Origin of the sequence: Rapidithrix thailandica, assembly GCF_039710355.1 — a bacterium.
Taxonomy (GTDB): domain Bacteria; phylum Bacteroidota; class Bacteroidia; order Cytophagales; family Flammeovirgaceae; genus Rapidithrix; species Rapidithrix thailandica.
Map to the genome: position 1 here is coordinate 716,138 of NZ_JBDKWZ010000001.1, position 25,081 is coordinate 741,218.

The 25,081-nt window shown below is 41.8% G+C and carries 18 protein-coding genes; 8 read left to right on the forward strand and 10 right to left on the reverse strand.

The window, feature by feature from the left end; translation table 11 throughout:
- Positions 1 to 163: 163 nt before the first annotated feature.
- The gene (locus AAG747_RS02665; protein ID WP_346819576.1) at positions 164 to 1,966 is read right to left on the reverse strand and encodes an acyl-CoA dehydrogenase family protein; all 1,803 of its coding nucleotides are present in this window, start codon (positions 1,964 to 1,966) and stop codon (positions 164 to 166) included.
- 407 nt (positions 1,967 to 2,373) lie between these two features.
- On the opposite strand from AAG747_RS02665, the gene tsaE reads away from it, so the two are divergent.
- Positions 2,374 to 2,817 carry a tRNA (adenosine(37)-N6)-threonylcarbamoyltransferase complex ATPase subunit type 1 TsaE gene (gene tsaE / locus AAG747_RS02670; RefSeq protein ID WP_346819577.1) on the forward strand — a complete coding sequence of 148 codons (444 nt, stop codon included), beginning with the start codon at positions 2,374 to 2,376 and terminating at the stop codon, positions 2,815 to 2,817.
- Positions 2,807 to 4,054, forward strand: a complete 1,248-nt coding sequence (locus AAG747_RS02675; RefSeq protein WP_346819578.1) for an alanine dehydrogenase — start codon at positions 2,807 to 2,809, stop codon at positions 4,052 to 4,054. The genes tsaE and AAG747_RS02675 overlap by 11 nt, the downstream gene beginning before the upstream one ends.
- A 103-nt stretch (positions 4,055 to 4,157) precedes the next feature.
- Here the strand turns inward: AAG747_RS02675 and yihA are convergent, their stop codons facing one another.
- The 3 genes from yihA to AAG747_RS02690 all read right to left on the reverse strand — a co-directional run bounded on the left by yihA (position 4,158) and on the right by AAG747_RS02690 (position 8,764).
- Positions 4,158 to 4,769, reverse strand: coding sequence for a ribosome biogenesis GTP-binding protein YihA/YsxC (gene yihA, locus AAG747_RS02680; protein WP_346819739.1), 612 nt, complete (start codon positions 4,767 to 4,769; stop codon positions 4,158 to 4,160).
- Positions 4,770 to 5,127: 358 nt separating this feature from the next.
- Positions 5,128 to 7,164, reverse strand: a complete 2,037-nt coding sequence (locus tag AAG747_RS02685; RefSeq protein ID WP_346819579.1) for a M3 family metallopeptidase — start codon at positions 7,162 to 7,164, stop codon at positions 5,128 to 5,130.
- A gap of 334 nt (positions 7,165 to 7,498) precedes the next feature.
- Complete coding sequence (locus AAG747_RS02690; protein WP_346819580.1) at positions 7,499 to 8,764, reverse strand: aspartyl protease family protein; 1,266 nt, start codon at positions 8,762 to 8,764, stop codon at positions 7,499 to 7,501.
- Positions 8,765 to 9,133: 369 nt separating this feature from the next.
- On the opposite strand from AAG747_RS02690, the gene AAG747_RS02695 reads away from it, so the two are divergent.
- Positions 9,134 to 9,523 (forward strand): acyl-CoA thioesterase, encoded by a 390-nt coding sequence (locus tag AAG747_RS02695; protein ID WP_346819581.1) that lies wholly within the window; start codon positions 9,134 to 9,136, stop codon positions 9,521 to 9,523.
- 63 nt (positions 9,524 to 9,586) lie between these two features.
- Here AAG747_RS02695 and AAG747_RS02700 read toward each other — a convergent pair whose 3' ends face one another.
- On the reverse strand, positions 9,587 to 10,912 hold the full coding sequence (locus tag AAG747_RS02700) for an NAD(P)/FAD-dependent oxidoreductase (RefSeq protein WP_346819582.1): 1,326 nt from the start codon (positions 10,910 to 10,912) through the stop codon (positions 9,587 to 9,589).
- A 387-nt stretch (positions 10,913 to 11,299) separates the two neighbouring features.
- A complete protein-coding gene (gene rbp / locus AAG747_RS02705) occupies positions 11,300 to 11,572 on the reverse strand; it encodes an RNA-binding regulator (protein ID WP_346819583.1) in 273 nt (90 codons plus the stop codon).
- Between the two features lie 455 nt (positions 11,573 to 12,027).
- On the opposite strand from rbp, the gene AAG747_RS02710 reads away from it, so the two are divergent.
- Together AAG747_RS02710 and AAG747_RS02715 are read left to right on the forward strand one after the other, a co-directional pair.
- The gene (locus AAG747_RS02710; protein WP_346819584.1) at positions 12,028 to 13,005 is read left to right on the forward strand and encodes an SMP-30/gluconolactonase/LRE family protein; all 978 of its coding nucleotides are present in this window, start codon (positions 12,028 to 12,030) and stop codon (positions 13,003 to 13,005) included.
- Positions 13,006 to 13,279: 274 nt separating this feature from the next.
- Positions 13,280 to 15,109, forward strand: a complete 1,830-nt coding sequence (locus tag AAG747_RS02715) for a glycoside hydrolase family 9 protein (RefSeq protein WP_346819585.1) — start codon at positions 13,280 to 13,282, stop codon at positions 15,107 to 15,109.
- Positions 15,110 to 15,490: 381 nt separating this feature from the next.
- Here the strand turns inward: AAG747_RS02715 and AAG747_RS02720 are convergent, their stop codons facing one another.
- From AAG747_RS02720 to AAG747_RS02735, 4 genes are all read right to left on the reverse strand, one after another.
- Complete coding sequence (locus AAG747_RS02720) at positions 15,491 to 16,420, reverse strand: YeiH family protein (protein ID WP_346819586.1); 930 nt, start codon at positions 16,418 to 16,420, stop codon at positions 15,491 to 15,493.
- An 80-nt stretch (positions 16,421 to 16,500) separates the two neighbouring features.
- Positions 16,501 to 17,394, reverse strand: a complete 894-nt coding sequence (locus tag AAG747_RS02725; protein ID WP_346819587.1) for a LysR substrate-binding domain-containing protein — start codon at positions 17,392 to 17,394, stop codon at positions 16,501 to 16,503.
- An 81-nt stretch (positions 17,395 to 17,475) separates the two neighbouring features.
- Positions 17,476 to 19,545 carry a methionine--tRNA ligase gene (gene metG, locus AAG747_RS02730; RefSeq protein WP_346819588.1) on the reverse strand — a complete coding sequence of 690 codons (2,070 nt, stop codon included), beginning with the start codon at positions 19,543 to 19,545 and terminating at the stop codon, positions 17,476 to 17,478.
- Between the two features lie 456 nt (positions 19,546 to 20,001).
- Positions 20,002 to 20,334: a hypothetical protein gene (locus AAG747_RS02735; RefSeq protein WP_346819589.1), complete on the reverse strand. Its 333-nt coding sequence runs from the start codon at positions 20,332 to 20,334 to the stop codon at positions 20,002 to 20,004.
- Between the two features lie 198 nt (positions 20,335 to 20,532).
- Here AAG747_RS02735 and dnaA point away from each other — a divergent pair, with 198 nt between their 5' ends.
- The 3 genes from dnaA (at position 20,533) to AAG747_RS02750 (ending at position 25,035) form a co-directional block, all read left to right on the forward strand.
- On the forward strand, positions 20,533 to 22,023 hold the full coding sequence (dnaA, locus tag AAG747_RS02740) for a chromosomal replication initiator protein DnaA (RefSeq protein WP_346819590.1): 1,491 nt from the start codon (positions 20,533 to 20,535) through the stop codon (positions 22,021 to 22,023).
- Between the two features lie 264 nt (positions 22,024 to 22,287).
- Positions 22,288 to 23,049, forward strand: a complete 762-nt coding sequence (locus AAG747_RS02745; protein WP_346819591.1) for a DUF481 domain-containing protein — start codon at positions 22,288 to 22,290, stop codon at positions 23,047 to 23,049.
- 153 nt (positions 23,050 to 23,202) lie between these two features.
- Entirely contained in the window at positions 23,203 to 25,035 is a 1,833-nt protein-coding gene (locus AAG747_RS02750; protein WP_346819592.1) for a toxin-antitoxin system YwqK family antitoxin, read from the forward strand.
- Positions 25,036 to 25,081 lie beyond the last annotated feature (46 nt).

The window sequence follows — 25,081 nt, forward strand, 5'->3', positions numbered from 1 at the left end:
GCTACTCTTTTCAAAAAGTGCCTTGATAAGCCGATTTGGATTCCATCTTCGGTCAACAACTATACGTTGAAACCACTTCAATAAAAAAAACCACTTCGTAACAGAAATGGCTTTTCATGTGTGTGGATTAATTAACTAATAAAAGCAAATAATTTTTTATATCTTAAAAAGGATAACTGTTTTGCTCGATCATATGGTCGGCAATTTCTCTCCTTAAAGCTTTCGGGTTAATCAGGCCGGTTTTGGTAAATCGTTTCAATCCCATCAACATCACTTTTTGCTCATCCCCTTTGGCAAAGCTGGCAATGGCATCTTTACCCTTTTGATTGATTTTATCTACCGCCTCGTATAAATATACTTTTGCCGCATTGATTTGGAATTGGCAAGCGTCTTCACCTTTTTGATCAATCAGTTTTTCTGTACGAAGGATGGTGGATTCTGCGATATAGGTTTCAATCACCATATCGGCAATGTCCATCAAGATCTCTTGTTCATCGTTGAGGTTCATGCCAAAAGTCTGAGCGGCCTTACCTGCTACCATCAACACGGCTTTCTTTAAGTTATGCAGGGTTTGTTTTTCTTCACTGAATAACTCAGAGTGGTCTACCGGAGCAAAAGAAGGCACTTCCATCAACTCTTTGGCTATGGCCATGGCCGGTTCCATTAAGTTGAGCTCACCTTTCATCGCCCGTTTGATCAACATACCGACCAACAACATACGGTTGATCTCATTGGTCCCTTCGTAGATACGGCAAATTCTTGAATCACGGTAAGCTCTTTCCATCGGTGCATCGGCTGAGAAGCCCATTCCTCCGTATACTTGTACACCTTCGTCTACCACATAATCCAGCGTTTCGGAACCGTGAACTTTCATGATGGCGCACTCAATGGCAAACTGCTCGATGCCTTTGAGTTTGGCTTCGTTTTCGGGTAAGCCTTCCGCAATCAGGTCGGAGATTTTATCTTCGATGTCCTGCCCGGCACGGTAACAGCCCGATTCGGTGGCATAGGTACGGATGGCCATTTCCGCTAATTTGTATTTGATGGCTCCGAAGTTGGAAATGGATTGACCGAATTGCTTGCGCTCGTTGGCATACTGAGTGGCCAACTCTGCTACGTATTTAGCCCCTCCGATAACGGCTGCGGCTAATTTGATCCGGCCAATATTCAGGATGTTTACTGCGATTTTAAAGCCGTTTTCACGCGCTGAGAGCATGTTTTCTGCCGGTACTTTGCAATCGTTGAAGAATACCTGACGGGTGGAAGAGCCTTTGATTCCCATTTTTTTCTCTTCATCGCCCATGGTGATGCCTCCGAAGCCTTTTTCTACCAAAAAGGCCGTGAGGTTTTTATCGTCATCAATTTTTGCGAAGACAATGAACAGATCGGCAAAGCCCGCATTGGAGATCCACATTTTTTGTCCGTTGATCAAATAATGCTTTCCGTCTTCCGTCAGGGTAGCTTTGGTTTTTCCGGAGTTGGCATCGGAGCCGGCATCCGGTTCCGTCAGGCAGTAACAGGCAGCCCACTCTCCGGACGCTAATTTCGGTAAATACTGCTGTTTTTGCTCTTCTGTACCGTAATAGAGGATGGGTAAAGTACCAATACCGGTATGTGCACCGTAAGTGGTGGAAAAAGACCCTGCTCCGCCAAGTTTGTCGGCAATGAGCAGGGAGGTTTTAAAATCCATACCCAAGCCACCATAGGCTTCGGGTACGGAAATACCCAACAAACCAAGTTCTCCGGCTTTTTTAAATATGCCCGGGACTAATTCCGGGTCTTTCATGCTGTCAATTTGATCAGCTATAGAGAAGATTTCCGTATCGACAAAATCTTTGCATGCTTGAGCCATCATTAGTTGCTCTTCCGCAAACTCTTCAGGGATGAAAATTTGTTCGGCAGGCGTTTCTTTGATCAAAAACTCGCCTCCTTTCACGGCTTTCTTTTCATTTACAGATGCTTCCATAGGACTAGAAGGTTGAGGTGAAAAGGTTGATTATTGATTAAAAATGTTATGCATGCATACTAACCTATAACAAATATACACTTTTTTGTTATGCATGCATAATAAATTACCGAGAAATTCCAGAAAAAATTTCCGGGCGCTTTATTTAAGTAAACAGTCTTTAAGAGGAGGAAGGTCAAAATCAACGCAGGAGATAGCTAAGAAGTTATGTGTAGGAAAAGGAATCAGCATTTTTGAATCCTTTCCAAAGAACATGAAAGCTTTCTTGCTTCTTTGTATCTTTGAACTGTATCCCTCTGATTTTTGCCACTTTCCAGGCCTTCGCCCGAGAGATCTGGATATGGCTTGGTAGATCTGGGGCAGAGTACGATGATCTTATGGAGGAAATTCGTAAATTTACTATGAAAATGTCGAGTGTAGCACAATTGGAATTGCGAAGTGAGTCACTTGCTGATTTGCAGCAGGTTGCACAAGAAATTATTACTTTTGGAAAGGCCTATCCGGTATGGTTATTTGAAGGAGCAATGGGTGCAGGGAAAACAACCCTGATCAAAGCAATCTGTCAAATGAAAGGAGTAGAAGATACCGTGAGCAGTCCTACTTTTTCTTTGGTTAATGAGTACTTGACCAGGGACCAGGAACTTTTGTACCATTTTGATTTTTACCGGATTGATGAAGAGGAGGAAGCATTGGATATCGGGATTGATGAATATTTTTATTCCGGAAATTATTGTTTTGTAGAGTGGCCTTCCAAAATTGAAGGCTTATGGCCGGCTAAACACTTACAAATTGAAGTAATCCCGGACAGTAATTCTAATCGTTTGATTAAAGTTTCACAGTATGGGGAATAAAAAAAAGGGAAGCTTTAGCGAAGTCGCTGAAGAATTTTACCAGTATCATCCACAGGAAACCTTAGAGAAGGAACAAGGGAAGCATAAAAACCCAATCAGTATTGGTATTCCCAACGAGCTGGAGCGCTACGAAAAGCGCTTGGTGCTGAGGCCCGAAGCCGTAGCGATTCTGGTGAACAATGGCTATGATGTGCGGGTGGAGAGTGGTGCCGGCAACTCTGCCAAATATACTGACCGGGAATTTAGCGAAGCCGGGGCTAAAATAGTTTACTCGGCAAAAGAAGCCTTCGAGGTAGATATTGTCCTTAAAATTTCCCCTCCTACCCTGAAAGAAATCAATTATATGAAAAAGGGCAAAACGGTATTTTCCGCTTTGCAGTTGAATACGCTTCCTTTAGAATATATTGAAGCGTTGCTCGATAAAGACATTACTGCTTTGGCCTTTGAGCTTATTGAAGACAAAGTAGGTGGTTTGCCCGTAGTGAGGGCAATGAGTGAAATAGCAGGCAGTACCGTGATGTTGATTGCGGCCGAGCAACTCAGCAGTTTGAACGAGGGAAAGGGCATTATCATGGGAGGAATTACCGGGGTACCTCCTACCAAAGTAGTGGTGCTGGGAGCCGGCACCGTGGCCGAATTTGCCGTGCGAACCGCCATTGGGTTAGGGGCTGAAGTGATGGTGTTTGATAATCATATTTACAAACTAAGGCGCTTAAAAGAAAGCCTGGGCTTACATCAGTTATATACCTCTACCATTGATATGCTGACTTTGGAAGAAGCTTTGGCCGATTGCGATGTGGCCATTGGAGCCATCCGGGCAGAAGAAGGGGTAACACCTTGTGTGGTGACCGAGGAAATGGTCGCTAAAATGAAACCTGATTCCGTAATCATAGACGTTAGCATTGACCAAGGCGGGTGTTTCGATACCTCGGAATGCACTACACATGTACAACCTACTTACCGGAAACATGGCGTGATTCACTACTGTGTGCCCAATATGGCGTCCAGAGTCTCCCGGACGGCCACCTCGGCCATCAGCAATATTTTTACCCCGATTCTTTCCCAAATCATTGAATTGGGAGGAATTGATAAAATGATTTTCCAAAACTCCTGGTTTGCCCACGGAATTTATACCTACCGCAGAGGAGTCACCAATAAATTACTGGCAAATAAGTTTAAGTTGCCTTTTAAAGATCTGGAGTTGATCATTGCGGCCAGCACCAGTATCGGCCGCTGATGAAATGAATACAAAGGAGCAAGTAGCTCGCTTGGTTTATCAAGAGGAAAGAAGTTGATTGAAAATATAAAAAACCCATGAATCTGTTCATGGGTTTTTTATATTATCCTTTAAATGTTGCACTGAACTCTTGTACTTTGTCCCATAAGTCTTCCAATCCGTCTTTTTTCAGGGAAGAGGTAACGACATAAGGCGGCATTTCTTCCCAGGTCTTCAAGACAGTTTTCCTATAGGAAGAAAGTGATTGTTGTATTTTATTGGGAGTGAGTTTATCGGCTTTGGTAAACACCACCATAAAAGGCAGACCGTTGACTCCCATCCATTCCATAAATTCCAAATCGATTTTTTGAGGTTCGTGCCGGATGTCCACCAAAACAAAGGTACAGACAAGGCTTTCCCGGTTTTCGATGTAATCGAGAATGCGCTGTTGAAACTTTTCCCGTTGAGTTTTGCTGACTTGTGCCCATCCATATCCCGGCAAATCGACCAAATACCATTGATCATTGATGATAAAATGATTGATTAACTGGGTTTTTCCCGGCTTGCCGGAAATTTTGGCAAGCTTGGTTCTTTGGGTCAATGCATTGATCAAAGAAGACTTTCCTACATTGGACCGTCCAATAAACGCAAACTCCGGAAGGGTAGGCTTTGGACATTTCTTGTAATCCTGATTACTGATTACAAATTCTGCTGATGTTACCTGGTATTTTGCCATAGTGAGGGCAAAGGTAGTAAATCTTCCAGTATTGTGCTTGCCACCGTGAGGCAAGAAGAAGAGATGTTTGGACTTCACAACGTAAAGCCGTTTGATACATCATCTTGTTAATATATGTAAATGAGCTTCTCCCTAAAGTACTTTCTTGCCGTAAACTCTTGATAAACGATTAAAAACAACGCTTTGCAATTAAACCATAAACTGTATCACTTAAACCGATTGTCAAATCCTTTTAGAAAGGCTAAGCCAAGATAAGTAGATAATTTATTTCCAGTGAATAAATTATAAGGTGATTCTATGAGATACAATAAGCCGGACTCTTTGAGCCCGGCTTATTGTTTTGTACAGCGATTGATACTTAGGCTTTTACCAATCCACTGCGTTTTAATAAGGCTTGAATAGACGGCTCTTTCCCTCTGAATTTTTTATAAAGTTCCATAGGGTGTTCCCGGCCTCCTGCTGACAATACATACTTTTTAAATTTGTCGGCCACTTCGCGGTTAAAGATCCCTTTCTCCGTAAAGTATTCAAAAGCATCGGCATCGAGTACTTCAGCCCATTTATAACTATAATACCCTGAAGAGTAGCCACCATGGAAAATATGGGAGAAGGCACAACTCACATTGCTGCCTTCCACCTTTGGAAACAGCTCGGTTTCTTTAAGAGTCTCCAACTCAAAGTCAATGACATTTTCAATATTTTCCGGGTTTTGTGTATGATATGCCATATCCAGCATGCCAAAACTTAACTGACGGAGGGTTTGGTAACCTTCCAAAAAGGTGGCGCTTTCTTTGATTCTCTCCACCAAGGTCTCCGGTATTTTCTCTCCTGTTTGATAATGCCGGGCAAATAAGTCCAGGCATTCTTTTTCGTACACCCAATTTTCCAATACTTGAGAAGGAAGTTCTACAAAGTCCCAGTATACATTTGTTCCACTTAAACTTTCGTATGTACCGTCTGCCAATAAGCCGTGTAAGGCGTGGCCAAATTCATGGAAAAGCGTCAAAACTTCGTTGAAAGTCAATAGCGAGGGTTTGGTGGCGGTCGGTTTGGTAAAGTTACAAACGATGGAGATATGCGGTCGTTTGTCCTCAGCGTTTACTTTTTTCTGACCTTTGTATAGAGTCATCCAGGCTCCGTTTCGCTTGCCTTTCCGGGGAAAGAAATCGGCATAAAAGACACCTATATACTTCCCATTGTCGTCACTTACTTCATAAGCCGTTACATCTTTATGGTAAACAGGAATATCTTCCCGGGTTTTAAATTTCAATCCGTACAGTTTGGAGGCTACTTGAAACACCCCTTCGATCACATTTTCAAGTTGGAAGTAAGGTTTTAAAATTTCATCATCAATTTGGTATTTTTCCTTTTTAAGTTTTTCTGAATAGTATGCAAAATCCCACCGTTGCAATTCATTCAAGCCATCAAGCTGTTGAGCATAGGCGCTGACTTCTTCCAGGTCTTTTTGAGCCGCAGGTTTGGCATATTCCAACAATTGAGATAAAAACTCCCCGACTTTTTCAGGCGATTGGGCCATTCGCTCTTCCAACACAAAGTGGGCGTGTGTCGCATAGCCTAACAATTGGCTTCGTTGATGCCGCAATTGAACGATTTTTTTGACGATGGCCTGGTTGTCGTTTTGATCCCCTTTGGCCGCCCGCGAGCCGAATACTTTAAACAGTTCTTTCCGGAGGCTTCTATTTTTAAGGTAAGTCATAAAGGGAATATAGCTGGGAGCATCCAGGGTAAACACCCAACTATTTTCTTTTTTACGTTCCTGAGCCGCTATTTTAGCCGCTTCAACAATGCCTTCGGGCAAGCCTTCCAAGTCTTTTTCATCGGTGATTTCCAAGAAGTATTCATTGGTCTCTTTCAATACATGCTCACCGAATTCCAAGGAAAGTTTGGATTTTTCTTTATCAATTTCCCGCAGTTGCGCTTTGTCTTCGACAGAGAGGTTGGCACCGTTGCGGGTAAAGCTTTTATAGGTTTTTTCAAGTAAAGTAAAACTTTCCGTATCCAGTTGGAATTGTTCCCGTTGTTGCCATACGGTTTTGATGCGATGAAAGAGCACTTCATTGAGCAAAATATCATTGCTGTATTCGGAGAGCATAGGTGAAATCTCTTTGGCAATTTCTTGCATCTCTTCATTGGTTTCGGCCGAATTCAAATTGAAGAATACATTTGAAACGAGGTTTACCTGCTCATCGCTGCGTTCCAATGCTACGATGGTATTTTCAAAACTGGGCGTTTCAGGATTGTTGACAATCTCATCCACCGTTTTTTTTGCATTGGCGATGGCCGATGTAATAGCCGGTAAATAATCTTTGTTTGAAAGTCGGTCAAATGGGATTGTTCCCAATGGAGTTTTAAATTCTTCCAGTAAGGTATTCATTTGTTTTTGTTTTTCATTCGTTAAAAAAATCACCCGGATAGTAAGCCATGGGTATCTGAATATGTGACTTCTTTTATAAGCGAAAAGTTTCACTCATGTACATTACTTATATAAGCGAAAATAGAAGTTTCAAGGGCTTATGCCAATTAGAAGAAGAGGAAAGTGAAATTAATTCCATTGTGGAAATATGAAGTGGGGAAACCGTGATACATCTTGTTTGAAAAGGCAGAAATATGTACGATTAGAAGCAAACAGAGGCTGTATGAATTCCAAACGAAACAATGCAAGGGTGTCATTTTACTCCACCCTTCTTTCCTTAAAGCCTTCTACCTTATCAAATCGGGTCCCGAAGTGTAAATTTAGCTTGCCGTTTTATTGTATCCCGTTGGATCGTCAATTGGATCTTTCTACCTTCTTTACTCTGAAACAGTTCGATAATTTCATTCAGGGAATATTTACTGGCCGTTATGCCGTTGATACTGATAATTTGATCCCCTGACAGTAAACCGGCTTCCAAAGCCGGGGAATTATCCCGGACCTTGGAAATGACATAGGCTGGCAAGCCCGGAATCGGAGTCGTCACTTCAATACCACTCATATTGTATTTAAAGGGTTTTTTGAAATCAGCATTGGGGCGTAGGTACATTTGCCGGGCCGGATAGTCAAAAATTACCGTAAAACGTTTGAGCAATTCCGCACCCAGGCTTCCGTTTCGCTGATTTTCTGTCATGCTGGCTTTCATGGAGCTTTCGTCAGGATATGCCACAATGGGTTGGTTAAAAGTATATGCTCCCAATTGAAAGCCCTGTAATCTGCCAATGTTGCCAAATATATCCCCGTTGAGTCCCAACCCAATATAGGTACGGAAGGATTTTTCCGGGACATTAATATTACTGTCGGATTCGTGGAATAAAGACAGTGCATGACTGGCCCCCGAATCGACCAGTAATTTGACCGGCACTTCTTTATCATTGGAAGTGCGTAGGGAGGCACGAATAAAAGGCTTTTTGTTTTCAATCAAGATAGGGATGGAGGCATATCTTCTTTTTTTACGATACCGTTGTGGGTTATGTAATACCAACTCTCTTTTGCGGTAATTGATCTCAACGACAAAGCTTTTGAACAGATCATAGCCGATCAAGCCGTGTACCTGTACGCCTAAGGTTTTGGCTAAATGAAAAATATTGTCTTTGGGAATCAGGATGTCTTGGTTCCGGCCAATGATTTGGTTCATTCTGATGGTGTTCCCCACGGAATGATACGCCTCTACGGCATCTCCTTCGCCATGTCCGTACAGTTTGATGGTTCGCAGGTAATTCAAGGCAATTCCGTCCGTACCCGTCAGGTCGGTCAAGAGGGTATAGCTCACTCCTGTGTCCATAATAAATTTTAAGGTTTCGGAATTGTTGATTTTCAGAGGGATAATAATCAGATTGTGGATTAATTCAAATGGGATGTGGATGCGTTTTTTATTAAGGTTTTCAAAGTGAAGTGTTTTAAAATAGCGTTGCGTTTGAGCAAAAGTAATTGAGGTGAGCACCAACTGTAATGTAAATACAAATAGTAAAATTTTGAATAAAATGTTGTATGTCTTTTTCATAATTTACCGGGCCTATGAGCTATATATGCTAATGGATAAGAGGAATAAAGGTGTGGCCTGATTAAATTTAAAAAAAAAATCAAAATACTATCACTTTGCCTACTTATTTGTAAGCCATTTTATCCCTATTTCAAAAAGGATTGAATTTGGTTCTGCTGTATAGGTGTAAATAAAAATAGCTTAAAAATGTTCCTGAAAACCAAGACTAATCAAGAAGGAAAAAAGTTCTCACTTTTACTGGTTTACCTGTTTTGGGGTAGTAGATTGGGGTGTTTATAAACAAGGCTTTTTGAGAAAGGCTAGTAAAAGCCACGGGCAAGGTCTATTTTTGCCTGAATAATATTTAAAGTCTTTGATCTTATATTCAGCATGGACCTACAAGAGAGAATCAAACTATCAGAAACCAAAGTGTTTAAGGCGGTATTTCCGAACACGACCAATCATTACGATACGCTTTTTGGGGGCACAGCCCTGCAAGTGATGGACGAAGTTGCCTTTATTTGTGCTACCCGTTTTTGCCGCAAAAAGGTGGTTACCGTGAGTTCCGACCGGGTAGATTTCAAACACCCCATTCATAGTGGAACCATTGCGGAATTTTCGGCCCATGTAGAAGAAGTCGGGAATTCCAGTGTAAAAGTACGGGTAGAAGTATTTGTGGAAGAAATGTATGAAGTAAAGCGTGAGAAAGCGATCAGTGGTGTCTTTACTATGGTGGCGGTGGATGATCAAAAGAAACCGGTGAAGATATTGGATGAATAAAAAAAGAAGGGTATTACTTTCCTGTAATACCCTTCTTTTTTAGAATGGATAAATGCCGTATGTCTACAACATTACCAATTTCTCTTCCTCTTCATGCTCCTTCTTTTTTTTACTCCGGTTGAAAGGGCGGATGATCAAGCGGATTCCCCGATCGTAATTAAAATAATTCCACAGCCAGTTGATCATGGTGATGGTCTTATTCCGGAAACCTACCAAAAACAAAATATGCACAAACATCCAAACAAACCAGGCTAGGGCCCCTTGTGAGCGCCATTTGGAAATTTCTACCACCGCTTTGTTCCGGCCGATCGTAGCCATGCTTCCTTTGTCGCGGTAAGAAAACGGTTTGAGTTTCTTGTTATGTAAGATGTGCATCAGGTTCTTTGCCAATAGCCGGCCTTGTTGGATCGCCACTTGTGCTACCATCGGATGGCCTTTGGGGTTCTTCTCTGAGGTCATAGAGGCAATATCGCCTACGGCAAAGACATTTTTATAACCTTTGATTTGATTGTATTCATTTACTTCCAGGCGGTTGCCCCGGTTGATCACTTCTTTCTTCAGTCCGTCTACTACATTACCCATCACCCCGGCCGACCAAATCATATTTTGGGTGAAAATAGCCCGGTTATGATTGGTTTTTACTTCAAAGCCATTGTAATCTTTGACCTGTGTGTCCAGCCATACATTCACTCCCAAGTCTTTTAAAAACTTCAGGGATTTATCGGAAGATGCTTGTGCCAAGCCTGGCAACAAGCGAGGGCCGGCTTCCATCAGGTGGATTTGCATCCTGCGCATATCCAGTTCCGGATAGTCGGATGGCAAGACTTGCCGTTTTAACTCTCCCAAGGCTCCGGCCAATTCCACTCCGGTAGGGCCGCCACCCACAATGACAAAATTCATCAAGCTTTCCCGGATTTTGACATCCGGTGTGAGCAGTGCTTTTTCAAAATTTTGTAACAACAGGCTGCGCAAGTTGAGTGCTTGTACAACAGTTTTTAAAGGCATGGCATTTTCCTGCACATTCTCCAGGCCAAAAAAGTTTGTACGTGAACCGGTGGCCAGTACGAGATAATCGTACTTGATTGCTCCGATATTGGTGTGAATTAACTGATTATCTTCTTCTACCCGCTCTACTTCTGCCAGCCGGAAATGAAAGTTTTGATATTCTTTAAAAATTTTCCGCAAAGGGTAAGCAATCGAGTCAGGTTCCAAGCCTGCGGTGGCTACTTGGTAGAGTAAGGGTTGGAAAGTGTGGTAATTGTTCCGGTCGAGTAAGACCACTTGTACATCTTTATTACGTAAGCCCTTGATGAGTTCGATTCCTGCAAAGCCTCCTCCTACGATGACTACACGTGGGATGTTAAGTTCCGGGACATCAATGGTTTTCATAGGAATACGGTTGATTAAGTGAGCAAAGGTAGTTGGCTTTTTAACATTTCATATTTACTCTTATGCTTTTGTAAGATAAAAAGGTTTATAATACATAGAGAGTTCCTATAAATCTTGTGGCAAAGGTAAGTACTTCTTACCGATTGTGCCGGGTTTTATTCAACTAAAATCAGAGGAAATTTCTGCGAAAATTCGCTTTCAGGCTTTGAAAATGAATTGGTTGGGATGATTTATTTGTAAATCGTATAAAAAGAGGAGTGTTGAAGTGGAGGTACCCTGGTTTGCGAATAGGGCTAATTTTTGATTTTGTAAAATACTTGGGTAAAATCTCCGGAAAAGGGATTAATAAAAAAAGGCTGTCTTACATTGAGACAGCCTCTTGTTTTCTTAGTATCTTCTGTTATATTCTCTACGCTCTTCTCTTGGACGCGCTTTTTTTACTACGATGTTGCTTCCATCATATTCGGTATCGTTTAATTCGTCAATGGCGTTTGAGCCATCCTCGTCACTTTCCATCTCTACGAAACCAAATCTTTTAGAAAAACCAGTTTCTCTGTCTCTGATTACTTTTGCAGAAAGTACTTCTCCATATTGGCTAAAAAGATCTTGTAAGTCTTCACTAGATGTTTCAGCACTTAGCTTTGCTACGAAAATGTTCATTTTGAAATATGTATTTAAAAAGATAAAAATAAAATGCTTTTTCAATCAGAAAAAAGTATAGCAAAGCTGACACAGAGTATAATTGGTATTAAAACTTGAGGAAGCGATACTAGTAATTTTCTATATATACGGACAAAGGTAACCATAAATCCTGAATAAAGGAATGTAAATTTGAGTTATATGGGCCGTATTGTCTTCTGCTATGTTCAAAAACGGGTTTTCTGCCCTTTTAAAAGGCTACTTTGCAAGAGAATTTTATGACTGTTTGCCAATAACTAGGGATTTTTTGGGCGGTGTTTTTCTCGTGCCCCTGCCGCTTGGAAGGTAAAGAAAGGGAGCTCTGAAAAAAATGCGTATTTTTGAAGGAGGGCCTTTCCGGGTGATTCTATGAATTTGAAGTCGCCCTAGGTAAAAAAAAATTAAATCATCATCAAACGAAAGAAAGTTAAAGTATCATGTCTAGAATGTATGTATTATTGTTTTTGGGGCTCGTCTGGGCTTGTGGGCCTTCTGATTCTACCCAAACAGACGGGAAAGGAAAAAAACAAGTGGAATTGGTATTGGATGTCAAGGCTCAATTGGGAGAAGGGGCCATTTGGCATGCTGAAAAGAAGGAGTTGTATTGGGTAGATATCGAAGGTAGGAAACTCAATATTTTCAATCCTTCTACCAAGCAAAACCAAAGCATTGAGGTAGGGGAAAGAATCGGAACAGTGGTGCCGGTAAAAAATGAGTTGAAGGCCATCGTGGCGTTGCAAAACGGTATCCATTTATTGAACCTGGAAAATCAGGAGCTTACGTTTGTGGTGAACCCGGAAGACAGCCTGGAGAACAATCGCTTTAACGATGGCAAATGTGATCCGGCCGGGCGCTTGTGGGTCGGTTCGCTGAGTATGGCCTCACAACCGGAAGCAGCCGGTTTGTACCGGGTGGACACGGATGGGACGGCTAAGCGTATGTTGGATAAAGTGAATATTTCTAACGGGATTATTTGGTCAAATGATCATAAAACTCTTTATTATACGGATACTCCTACACTGAAAATCAAGGCTTTTGATTATGATAAGGTTACAGGAGATATTTCCAATGAGAGGGTGATTATTGAAGTACCTGAAGAAATGGGTGCTCCCGATGGGATGACGATAGATGCAGAAGGAAAACTTTGGGTTGCTCACTGGGGAGGAAGTTGTGTAGGTCGCTGGAATCCTGAAACCGGAGAGTTGATGGAAAAAGTTGAGGTACCAGCCCTGAATGTGACTTCGTGTGCGTTTGGCGATGAAGATTTGGGAACTTTATACATTACTACGGCAAGCGTAGATATGAATGAAGCGCAGAATGAACAGTATCCATTGGCCGGAGCTCTTTTTAAAATACGTCCGGGGGTAAAAGGAGTGAAAGCGGATCATTTTGTCAATGAAATAACGAAACTGTAGACGGAATACAAGGGGAGTAGGAGTTAACCGGATTTTTGAGAAAATTCAACATCAGAAAAAATATACAAGCTTGTTCAATCAAGTGATGTGTGAGTGATTATATCATACTTAAACCGGAAGTAAAACAGGTGCTAGGGGGTGTGCCGTAATGATCAGGTTCAGAGAAGTGGCTTCTTTAACAGGTCCCCGTTATTGCTGTCTGGCATCTGTAAACCAAGTCATTGCTTGAATTAGCTATTTTTTCTAACTCCTAATCCCTTAATTCGTCATGAAAATGAAACGACTATTTACGGTCTTGGGGCTATTGTTAATCACACAGTGGGCCTTGGGGCAATCTGCTAAAATTTTATTCAACCACTTAGGGTATGAACCCGAAGGGCCTAAAAAAGCCCTGATTCAAGGAGGTGCCCACCAACAATTCACCTCATTTCAACTGCTTACCTATCCCGAAGGTAAAATGATCCTGAAAGGTACGCCTGAAGCGAAAGGCCCGGTAGAAAAATGGAAAGCCTGGCATTATTGGTCTTTGGAGTTCAGTCAGGTGGAAGAAGAAGGAGAGTACATTATTGCAGCCCAATCGGGTGGTGTGGAAGTACGTTCACTTCCGTTTATGATTCAAAAAGAACTCTTGGAACGCAAAACCATGTCTGATGTCTTGTATTATTTTAAAGGTCAACGAAGCTCAGGACAATTGGATAAGGCTGACCGGAATATGCGTTTTGAAGGAAATGAAGACCAACGGGTGGATGTCCATGGTGGTTGGTTTGATGCTACGGGAGACTACGGAAAGCACTTGTCCCACCTTTCTTTTTCTACCTATTTTAATCCTCAACAGATCCCTCTGGTGGTGTGGAGTCTTTTTAAAACCTATGAGAATTTAACAACCCGGAATAACCCTTCCTTCCGGCAGTACTTAAGGCGGGCATTGGATGAAGGAATGTATGGAGCAGATTACCTGGTAAGAGTGAAGCGTCCACAAGGCTCATTTTACCGGTCCGTATCCGGAAGAGGAGCGGAAAAGAAAGCGGAAGACAGGATTATTCCGCCAGTGATGACAGGATTTAAAATTAAAGAGAAACCTCCGGTTGCAAATGGAAAAGAGGAGGGGCAGCCGTATGAAAACAACGAAACATATGAAGTCAGTTACCGGGCTGGGGCAGGTTTGTCGATCGCTTCTTTGGCTTTGGCAAGTACCTATCCGGTTTCGGGAGAGTTTGATAACAGGAGGTATTTACAAGTGGCTGAAGAAGCTTTTGCCTATCTGGAGGAAAACAATGTAAAACTCACCAACGACGGTAAAGAAAATATTGTAGACGATTATTGCGCGTTGATGGCAGCCACGGAATTATATAAAGCTACTAAAGATCTGGTGTATTTACAGGCAGCTAAAAAAAGAGCCAAACGGTTGTTGGCGAGGCAATCAGGAGATAAGGCTTACCAAGGATACTGGCGGGCCGATGAGGGAAATCGCCCATTCTTTCATGCTGCAGATGCCGGAATGCCTGTTGTGAGTTTACTTTCATATTTGGAAATTGTCAATGAAAATGAAAAAGAGGAAATCCTTTTGGCTGTCCGGAAATCTTTGGAACACGAGCTGGCCATTACTTCGGAAGTAACCAATCCTTTCGGGTACAGCAGACAGTATGTACAAAATAAAGCGGGAGAGCGTTGGGCTTCCTTCTTTTATCCTCATGATGCCGAAACAGCTCCTTGGTGGCAAGGCGAAAATGCCCGTTTGTCTTCTATGGCTTCCGCTGCAAAAATGGCGGCTCCTCACTTCCGGAAAGACCCTGAGTTTTACACTCGACTCCAGGTCTTCGCTTGGGATCAACTGAGTTGGATATTAGGTCGCAATCCGTATGATTGTTGTATGCTGGAAGGTTCCGGGTATAATAATCCTCAATACATTTTCTTCGGTTCGTATGAGTACACCAATGCTCCCGGAGGAATTTGTAACGGCATTACCGGAGGCTATTATGATAGAAATGATATTGACTTTATGTTGCCTTATTCCGAAACCCAAAAAGACAATGATTGGCGATGGGTGGAGCAATGGTTGCCTCATGCTTCCTGGTATTTGTTGGCTGTTTCGTTGCCTAAGTAAACGGAGGGGAAAAAGGTAAGGAATAATTTCTATACAAGAGAAGGAATTGAAGTGATTTAAACGTATCGTTTTTGACCGAAGATGGAATCAAAATCGGCTCATCAAGGCACTTTTTGAAGAGAATAGCCAAAGCTATTGTTGAAAAAAGTAACACAGAGGAGGCGTTTTTGAAACATTTTTTAGGAAAAAGAAAAAGTTTAATTCACTTCATTGTATAAAAAGCCAAAAAACATAAAATGCTACGAAGATTCTAAAACGCAAAGAGTTGTAAATATTTAAATTGTAATTAGTTGTCTCTGTGTGAATCTTATCTTAGTGTCTTTGTATCTATATGTCAACTTTTTATACAGTTCCTTCTTAGCTGAAACTGATAGAGCGGTTTTAAAATTTCAAAATCACAAAAAGTGAAAGTACAGAAATTCCTACCCATAGCAATACACCTTGTACCATAGGGCGAAGACCTACTTTCTTAAGGGCGCTTTTGTTTAATCCGGTACCGATAAGAAATAAAGTACATACCAGGCATTTTTGAGCCATAGAAGTCACCTGTTGGTAAACAGTTTGGAATTGAGGGACAAGCGTATGGATCAAAATAGCTCCCAGAAAGAACAACATGACATAAGGTACGGGTATTTTTTGCGAATCATTTTTACGGAGAAATCCTGTGAGAAACCCAACCGGTACAATCCATAATGCCCTTACCAACTTGATGGTGGTGGCTGTTTGCAAAGCCTCATTGCCAAACTTGCTGGCAGCCCCCACTACGGAGCTGGTATCGTGAATTGCGATTGCGCACCAAGTTCCAAATTGCATAGAGGTCATATGAAAGTAATGGCCCACGGCCGGAAAAATAAAAAGCGCCAGAGCATTCAATATAAATACAGTGCCCAAGGCCATAGAAATTTGTTCGTTTCGGGCTTTGACAATGGGGGATAATGCGGCAATGGCGCTTCCTCCGCAAATAGCCGTTCCCGCTGAAATCAAGTAGGCGAGTTTTTTGTCAAGTTGTAGCTTTTTGCCTAGGAAGTATCCCAGCAAAAGTGTGATGGCAATACTGCCTACGGATAACAATAGTCCGTCTTTTCCTGAGTGCCAGACTTGATCGAGATTCATACTGAAGCCTAACCCGGCAATGGACAAGTTTAGCATCCATTGCGTGATTTTGTGTTGGTGTTCGGGAAAAGGTGCCGGTAAAAATTGTGTTGCCAAAATACCGCCCAGTAAGGCTATGGGGGCATCTATATAGGGGGTGAAACAGGCGAATAAGAAAAGTAGATAAATAACTTTTTGGAATAAATTAAAGTCCTTCATAGTTGCTGGTGTTAAGTTTATAGGGCAAGAATAGCCTATATAACCTCCTTCTGTCCAACACTATGGGTTATAGGTTATAACTAAAAGTTATGGTTTTGCCGGGCATAATCCATAAATGCTGCTGCCAAACCTTGGCTGTCTCCTTGATTTCTGACGAATTCAAAGGTGCGGTGAAGGCTAAAATCTTTGAATTCGATCAACTTGAATTTTCCGGCCAACAGATCTTTGGAAATAGAGCTGATGGATACGATCCCTATACAATTTGCATGGGCCAAATACGACTTAATACTTTCTGTGCTACCCAGGTACATTGCGATTTGTAAATCCGAAAGTGAAAGTCCTTCTTGCTGTAAAGCGTCTTCAATGACTTCTAATGTACCGGAACCTCTCTCGCGCAATACAAGAGGGTAACGGGATAGAGCCTGTAATGAAATTTCTTGAAGATGTGCTAATTGGCTGTGATAATGGGTGATGGCAACAAGTTCATCATTTAAAAAAAAGGTGTATTTCAGTTCTTTTTTCCGACTTTTTCCTTCAATGATGCCTAGGTCAATATGCTCCTGTAATACAGCTCGTTGGATGTTTTCGGTATTGTCGTTTATCAGTGAAAGTTGAATATCGGGGAAAGCTTGATGAAACCGGGCCAATAGGGGAGGAAGAACATACTGGGCAATCGTAGTGCTTGCACCAATCCGCAAATTGCCGGCCGTTTGGTTTTTAAGAAGATTGAGGTCAAATTCAATTTGCCGGTGAATTTTTAATAATTCTTCACTGTGTTTTAACAAGGTTCTTCCTGCTGGAGTCAGGGTGATTTTATTGGCATCCCGGTCAAATAGCCGAAGCCCAAAATATTTCTCCAGCTCCCGTATATGTTTGCTTACGGCAGGTTGGGTGATGAACAACTCTTTGGCAGCTTTGGTAAAGCTTAAGTTTTTCGCCACACTGTAAAAAACCTTGTATTTAAAATCCTGCATGAAGTAGCTTGATTAAGCGAATAAAAAAACCGGCTGTGAAGCCGGTTGCAAATATATTTTTAAAAGTACCTGTCTCCGATTTTACCGGATGGTACTTCCGTTATTCATCTTTTGGCCGGGGCTGACAAATGAAAGAGAGCCGTCCCGGTCTTCAGCCATCAGAATCATTCCTTCCGATTCAATTCCCTTGATTTTTCTCGGAGCCAAGTTGGCCAACACACATACTTGCTTGCCAATGATTTCTTCGGGCTTGAAGTATTCGGCAATTCCACTGACGACAGTGCGTTTATCCACACCTGTATCCACCGAAAGTTTCAAAAGCTTTTTGGTTTTGGCTACTTTTTCAGCATGCAAAATGGTTCCTATCCGGATATCCATCTTCATAAAATCATCAAAACTGGTTTCTTCTTTTAGCGGCTCAGCCGGTTGAGAAGCCAATTTGGATTTTTGCAGTTTATCCAATTGCTTTTCTACGACACCGTCTTCAATTTTTTCAAACAACAAGACGGGATTGCCTAAGCGATCGTAAGGATAAAGAATGTTCATCTTACCGGCATGTTGCCAGCCCATTTGTTTTAAACCGAGCATATTGCTGATTTTGTCAGCTGTTTGTGGCAAGAACGGACGCATCAGAATGCCAAGGTTGGCAGTGATTTGAAGTGCAATGTTCAACACCGTTTTTACAATGTCCGGGTCGTGTTTGATTAATTTCCAAGGCTCGGTATCTGCCAGGTATTTATTTCCCAAACGCGCCAGGTTCATCAATTCGAATTGCGCTTCTTTAAAGCGGTATTGTTTGATTAAGGCCTCTATTTTGTGCGGGAACTCCGCTACTTTTTCAATCACCTCCCGGTCGTATTGGGCTAATTCGCCTCTAATCGGCACTTCTCCGTCAAAGTATTTATGGGTAAGAACCATTGCCCGGTTAACAAAATTACCGAGTATGGCTACCAATTCGTTATTGTTGCGCGCCTGGAAGTCTTTCCAGGTGAACTCACTGTCCTTGTTTTCCGGGGCAATAGAAGTCAACACATAGCGCAGTACGTCTTGTTTTTCGGGAAAGTCCTCCAAATATTCATGCAACCATACGGCCCAGTTACGGGAAGTCGAGATTTTTTCCCCTTCCAGGTTCAGAAATTCGTTTGCAGGAACATTATTTGGCAAGATGTATCCATCTCCGTGTGCTTTCAAAATAATCGGGAAAATGATACAATGGAAAACGATATTATCTTTTCCGATAAAGTGGATGAGCTTGGTATCGTCTTTTTTCCAATAGTCCTCCCAGTTTTTTCCATTCTCTCGGGCCCATTCTCTTGTCGCCGAAATATACCCGATAGGAGCATCCAACCATACGTACAGCACTTTGCCGTTGGCCTCTTCCAAAGGAACTTTTACCCCCCATTCCAAGTCACGTGTCATAGCGCGGGGTTGTAATCCTCCGTCAATCCAAGACTTACATTGACCCAAAACGTGGTTTTTCCACTCTTTGGGATCATGGTGGGGTTGATCATTCAAAATCCCTTCTTCAATCCATTTTTTGATCCAGGCTTCATGCTCGTTCATGGGCAAGTACCAGTGGGTGGTCTTTTTTAGGACAGGCTCTTGACCGGAGAGGACTGATTTGGGATTGATTAAATCTGTTGCCGTTAAGGAACTACCACACTTTTCACATTGATCGCCATAGGCCCCTTCGTTATGGCATTTGGGACAAGTACCGGTAATGTAGCGGTCAGCCAAGTACTGTCCGGCTTCTTCATCATAGTATTGAGCCGATTCTTTTAGAGTGAATTTGCCTTTTGCATTCAGGGTTTTGAAAAACTCCTGAGCCGTTTCATGATGGATGGAGGCAGAAGTCCGGTGATACATATCGAATGCAATACCAAACTTTTCAAAGGTTTCTTTATTGAGCTTATGAAATTTATCGACAATATCCTTGGGAGTGACACTTTCTTTCAGGGCTTTGATGGTAATGGCTGCTCCATGTTCATCGCTTCCGCAGATAAAAGCCACGTCTTGTTCCTTTTCCCGTAAAAATCGTACAAAAATATCTGCCGGTAAATAAGCGCCCGCAATATGCCCGATATGGAGAGGTCCGTTGGCATAGGGCAAAGCAGCTGTCACTGTATATCTTTTATAAGTATGCTCTGACATTCGAAGTTGTTCTTTTCTAGTGTGGATAATTCTGGTTCAAAATTACAAACTTTCTTCTGCAATCAACAAGTATTGTAAACGATAGTGTTGATTTCTAAAAAAAATCTTTGTAAGAGATAATGATTGTTTAGGATACGTTTAAACTTCGTTGCGGGGACTGCCCCACGGGAAGTGCTCCTTCGAGAAGTGCTCCTTCGGTAATAAAAATTCTCAGCTTAGGCTTCTCAAAATACTGTACTGAGGTTTCTGAAATAAGAATTTTTGGCTCAAAGGATGAAATTTAAACCTATTCTTAGGTATATATTTTTTGAAAGGTATAAAATAAAACCCATTGTGAGTCAACCTTATTCCCCGAAATATAGATATTACACCGGGATCTCTTGATATTTATCACGATTTTTACGTATCTTAAATCCTAGAAAAGGCCTTTCCCCAAATAGGACTTCTTGAGTTATGTTAAATGACAAATAACGGCAGGTATTCTTTTCCCAAAAAATGCAAAAATTGTTTTGTAAATGCCCATGGCAAAACTGAGGGTAGGTCTTGCTCATGCAAAAGTAGAGCAAGTGATTCGAAGGTGGGCTCCAATTGCAAAAATGGAACCATTATTTTTTTACTTAAAAAAAACAAAAAAAACACTTTTTTTTCTTTGGGAATAACTCTTTGATTTTCAAGAATTTGTGTAATTGTTAACTTAATGTTAAGTTTCTGATAATCAGTTATTTGTATTCGGTTGTAATTTTTTTTTAGGAAATTTGGCTCTTCATTCGAAGCTTTTATTTCTGGCAAATATTTCCCAATTTTGACTTTACTATTTGGCTGTTAGATCAGGAATTCATTCGGACTTTCTTAGTTAAGCTGATTTTAAGGGGAGTGTATTTTGAACATACTACCCTTTATCTGCCTGCTTGGGAATGTACCTAATTCAAGCAAAATTGTTAACCGGGATAAACAAACAATATAGATACTACTAACGTGTTGAATCAAATGTTGAAAGATTGCGCTACGGTTTGGAATAATTGTCTTGAGGTGATCCGCCAGGAGGTTCCTGTGCAAAGCTTTAAGACCTTATTTGAGCCAATTAAACCGATAAAGCTTCAAAACAACATCCTGACTTTAGAGGTGCCTAGCCCTTACTTTTATGAGTGGCTGGAGGAGCACTATGTGCATATTCTTAAGAAAGCAATTGATCAAGAGTTAGGACCGGAAGGTAAGCTGGAATATTCTATTGTAGTGGACCGGGGAAATGCAAAGCAGGAGCCCTTTACCTTAAAAGTCCGCAACAGTAGCACACCTAAAAATAATACTGTGGTAAATACACAGCCTGTGCAACAGGAAAAGCCTCAACAAAGACCACAGCAGCAGCAGCAAAAGCAAAGAAAATTCGAAAGAGAACAACGGCCTGCTTTTCGCAGCCCTTTCGAAATTCCTCAGGTGGACCCTCTGTATCAGGAGTCAAATATCAACCCTAATTACGTTTTTGACACCTTTATAGAAGGGGATTGCAACCGCTTGGCCCGTTCGGCAGGTTTGGCTATTGCGAAAAAACCCGGGGTGACGGCATTTAATCCTTTTGTGGTGTACGGAGGGGTAGGCTTGGGGAAAACCCACTTGGCCCAAGCTATCGGAAACGATATCAAAACATCTTATCCGGATAAGTTTGTCTTGTATGTTTCTTCAGAACAATTCACTCAACAATTCATTGAAGCACTGAAGAACAACAATGTACAGGAGTTTACTAATTTCTACCTGATGGTGGATGTGTTGATTGTGGACGATATTCAGTTTTTGGCCGGAAAAGAAAAGACCCAAGAGAATTTCTTCCATATCTTCAACCGTTTGCACCAAAACAACAAACAGATCATCATGACTTCTGACTGCCCGCCTAGGAGTTTACAGGGGCTTCAGGAGCGTTTGTTATCCAGGTTTAAATGGGGATTGACGGCCGATGTACAAAAGCCGGATTTCGAAACCCGTATTGCGATTGTCAAAACCAAAATGGAATCGGAAGGCGTCATTGTTCCGGAAGATGTAGTGGAATACATTTCTTACAATGTGCAGTCGAATATCCGGGAGCTGGAAGGCGTATTGATTTCTTTGATTGCCAACGCCTCTTTTATGCGCAAAGAAATTGACTTGGAGTTGGCCAAAACCACTTTGTTGAACATCGTCCGGAATACCGATAAAGAAATTACCATTGATTTTATCCAGCAAATTGTAGCGGATTATTTTGGAATTACCATCGAACAACTGGTATCCAAAACGCGTAAAAAAGACATTGCGATGGCCCGGCAGATTGCCATGTACTTCTCTCAACAGTATACTAAAACCCCGTTGAAGTCTATTGGGAATCAGTTTGGCGGAAGAGACCACAGTACGGTGGTTCATGCCAGCAAAACCATTACTAAAAAATCCTCATCGGACGCAACCATCAGTCAGACCATAGACAATTTGCTGAAACGCATGGATATAAAATAAAGCTATAAGAGACGTTCAAAATAGAAAAAAGCATACTTTCCGGAGTATGCTTTTTTTGTGTTTCGTATCATTATATTACGAAGTGAATTAACCTTTTTCTTTTTCCTGAAAAATGTTTCAAAAACGCCTCCTCCGTGTTACTTTTTTCAACAATAGCTTTGGCTATTCTCTTCAAAAAGTGCCTTGATGAGCCGGTTTGGACCCCATTTTCGGTCAAAAACTATACGTGTAAACCACTTCTATGTCAATGAAAAAAATATATCTATGAAAAAAGCTTTTTTACTAATTTCCTTACACTTTGTTTGTATTGCCTTGCAGGCGCAAATTCTGAACATCGAAAAATCACGTCTGGATAATGATACCACCGGCTGGTTGGGTAGCTTTGAAGTACAAATCGATTTGGTCAAACAGGAGCAACATACGCTGGATTTAGGAAGTAACTTGCATGCACTGCGCCTAACGCCCAAAAACGCCTATATGGTGATTGCCGATATCGAGATCGTCCGTTCGGAAAAGGAGGATTTGATCAGTAATGGCTATCTACATATGCGGATGACAATGAATTTTAAACGGAAATTATCCGAAGAGTTGTTCGGGCAAATACAATACAACGATGTGTTGGGGATGCAACATCGCTATTTGGGTGGAGCCGGTGCTCGCTTGACCCTGTTAGACCGGAAAAAAATTGCAATGGCATTTAGCGCAGGTGTGATGTATGAAGTAGAAAATTGGAAGTCGGAAGAAGAAATATCCGAAATCAACAATACCTTGTGGAAAAGTACTAGCTACCTGTCCCTTCGCTGGAAAGTATCCGAGAATGTGGATTTCAATATGATCAACTATTATCAGGCGAGGTTTACTGACTTTTTTGCTCCCAGGGTTTCCTCCGATATAAATTTGCGCTTCAAAATCAATAAACGCTTTTCTTTTGGAAGTAAGTTTTCAGTGATTTACGATGCGGCTCCGGTAGTGCCTATTAGTAATTTGATATACTCGTTGAAAAACGGCCTGTCATATAACTTTTAGTGCTTCAATGTTTTTTGAAGAAAGAGGGAGTTCTGAAATACCCGTAGCGTTTGTTCATCGCCAAGGGGTCGGATTTTACGTTTTGATCAACGTACTTTGTAATTAGTTATGAATCGGATAAAAGTTACTTTTTCGCTACTATACTTCTGTTCCATGCTATGTGTTTTGGAGCTCAATGGACAGAAACTTGCGGGGACATCACTGTCGTTGAAACAGCATTTTGATGCTTGTGGGGAGCTGGAGTCGAAAGCCTATTATCAAGATACGGTTTTACATGGGGTATACAAAGAATTTCTGAATGGGCAAGCGATCGTAAAGGCGACTTTCAATGAAGGCTGGGAAGAAGGAGAGTGGTTGGAATACTACCCTGATGGTACCCTTAAAATGGAAGCTTGTTTTCACAAAGGAAAAGCACACGGAGAGTGGAAGGAATACCATCCTTCGGGAAGCCTGGCTTTGCAATTGTATTATACCCAAGGTATTGAAAATGGCCCCTTCGCTCGCTATTATGCCAATGGAAACAAACAGATAGAAGCCTACTACTTAATGGGAGAATTCGAAGGCCATTTTGCTGTGTATTATGAAGATGGGAGCCTTAACAGAAAAGGCCGCTTTGAAGACTCCCGGGAGAACGGCTTTATTGAAGAGTTTTACCCGGGAGGGCAACTCAAGGCAAGAGGAAAAATGCGAGAGGGGGAGCAACAAGGCGCTTGGGATTTTTATCATGCCAACGGGCAATTAAAACAGCGAGAAAGCTGGCAACAAGGGCTTTTGATAGGGCTATCTCCCGTATACGATTCTGTGGGGGGGATTCTGGACAAAGGAACTTTTGAGCAAGGTACCGGAAGCCGGAAGGTATACGATACTACCGGTAAACTGACTGTAATATGCCATTATGTACAAGGGGAGTTAAACGGAGAGTACCGGTACTATTCGCCGGAGGGAAAGGTAGAGGCTATTTACCATTATAAAAACGGAGTGGAAGAAGGGGCTTATATTCAGTATTTTGAAAATAAGAAAATTAAAGAAAAAGGATATTACCGGCAGGGAGAATTGGAGGGGAGTTTTATTACTTATTTTCCCAATGGGAAGGTGGAAAGTAAAGGAACCTATCAGGGCGGAAAACCGGAAGGATATTGGGAATACTATGATGAATCGGGGCAAAAACAGATGGAAGGAGAGGTGCGGAATGGAGCGAAATATGGAAGCTGGCACTTTTACTATGAAAATGGAAAGTTGGAGAGAAAAGGAAATTTTGAAAAAGGAAAAGAACAGGGTGTTTGGGAAAGCTATTACCCCAATGGTGCCCTAGAGGAAAGAGGCGAGTACGCAGCAGGAGAAGAACAAGGACAATGGAGAAGTTATTTTCCTGACGGGCAAGTGGCTTCCGAGGGGGAGTTTGTACAAGGCAAGGAAACCGGATGGTGGAAGTACTATCAAGTGGTTGACTCCAAGCGTACATATCTTTATAATCAAATCTATTTCGAAGAAGGCTTGGAAGAAGGGGAATTCACTGCTTTTTATGAAAATGGAAAAGTATCCACACTGGGAACCTATTGCAAAGGGGAAGAAAATGGGCTGTGGAGGTATTATCATAAAAACGGAAGCTTAATGCAGGAGGAAAATTGGAAGAAGGGGCTGTTACTAAGTGTTTCGGGATTTACCGATCAAAAAGGCAATGTCCTCTCTTCCGGATCACTGGAGGAAGGCGTGGGGTACCGGGTGAATTATTTTCAGGATGGTACCAAATCCGCAGAGGGATATTATGTGGAGGGAAGGCCCCAGGGAGAGTGGAAATACTATCACGAAAAGGGCTATCTGGAGGCAAAAGGAAAGATGGAAAAAGGCGAAAGAGTGGATATGTGGGAGCTGTATTATAAAAATGGCAATGTGCAGGCAAAAGGAAAGTACCTCATGGATGAAATGGATGGGAAATGGCAATTTTTTAAGAAAAGCGGAAAATTAGACCATGAAGAAGTGTTTTGATGTGGTTTTGTAATACACGGAGTTAGGTGTTCCTCAGCCCGAAAGG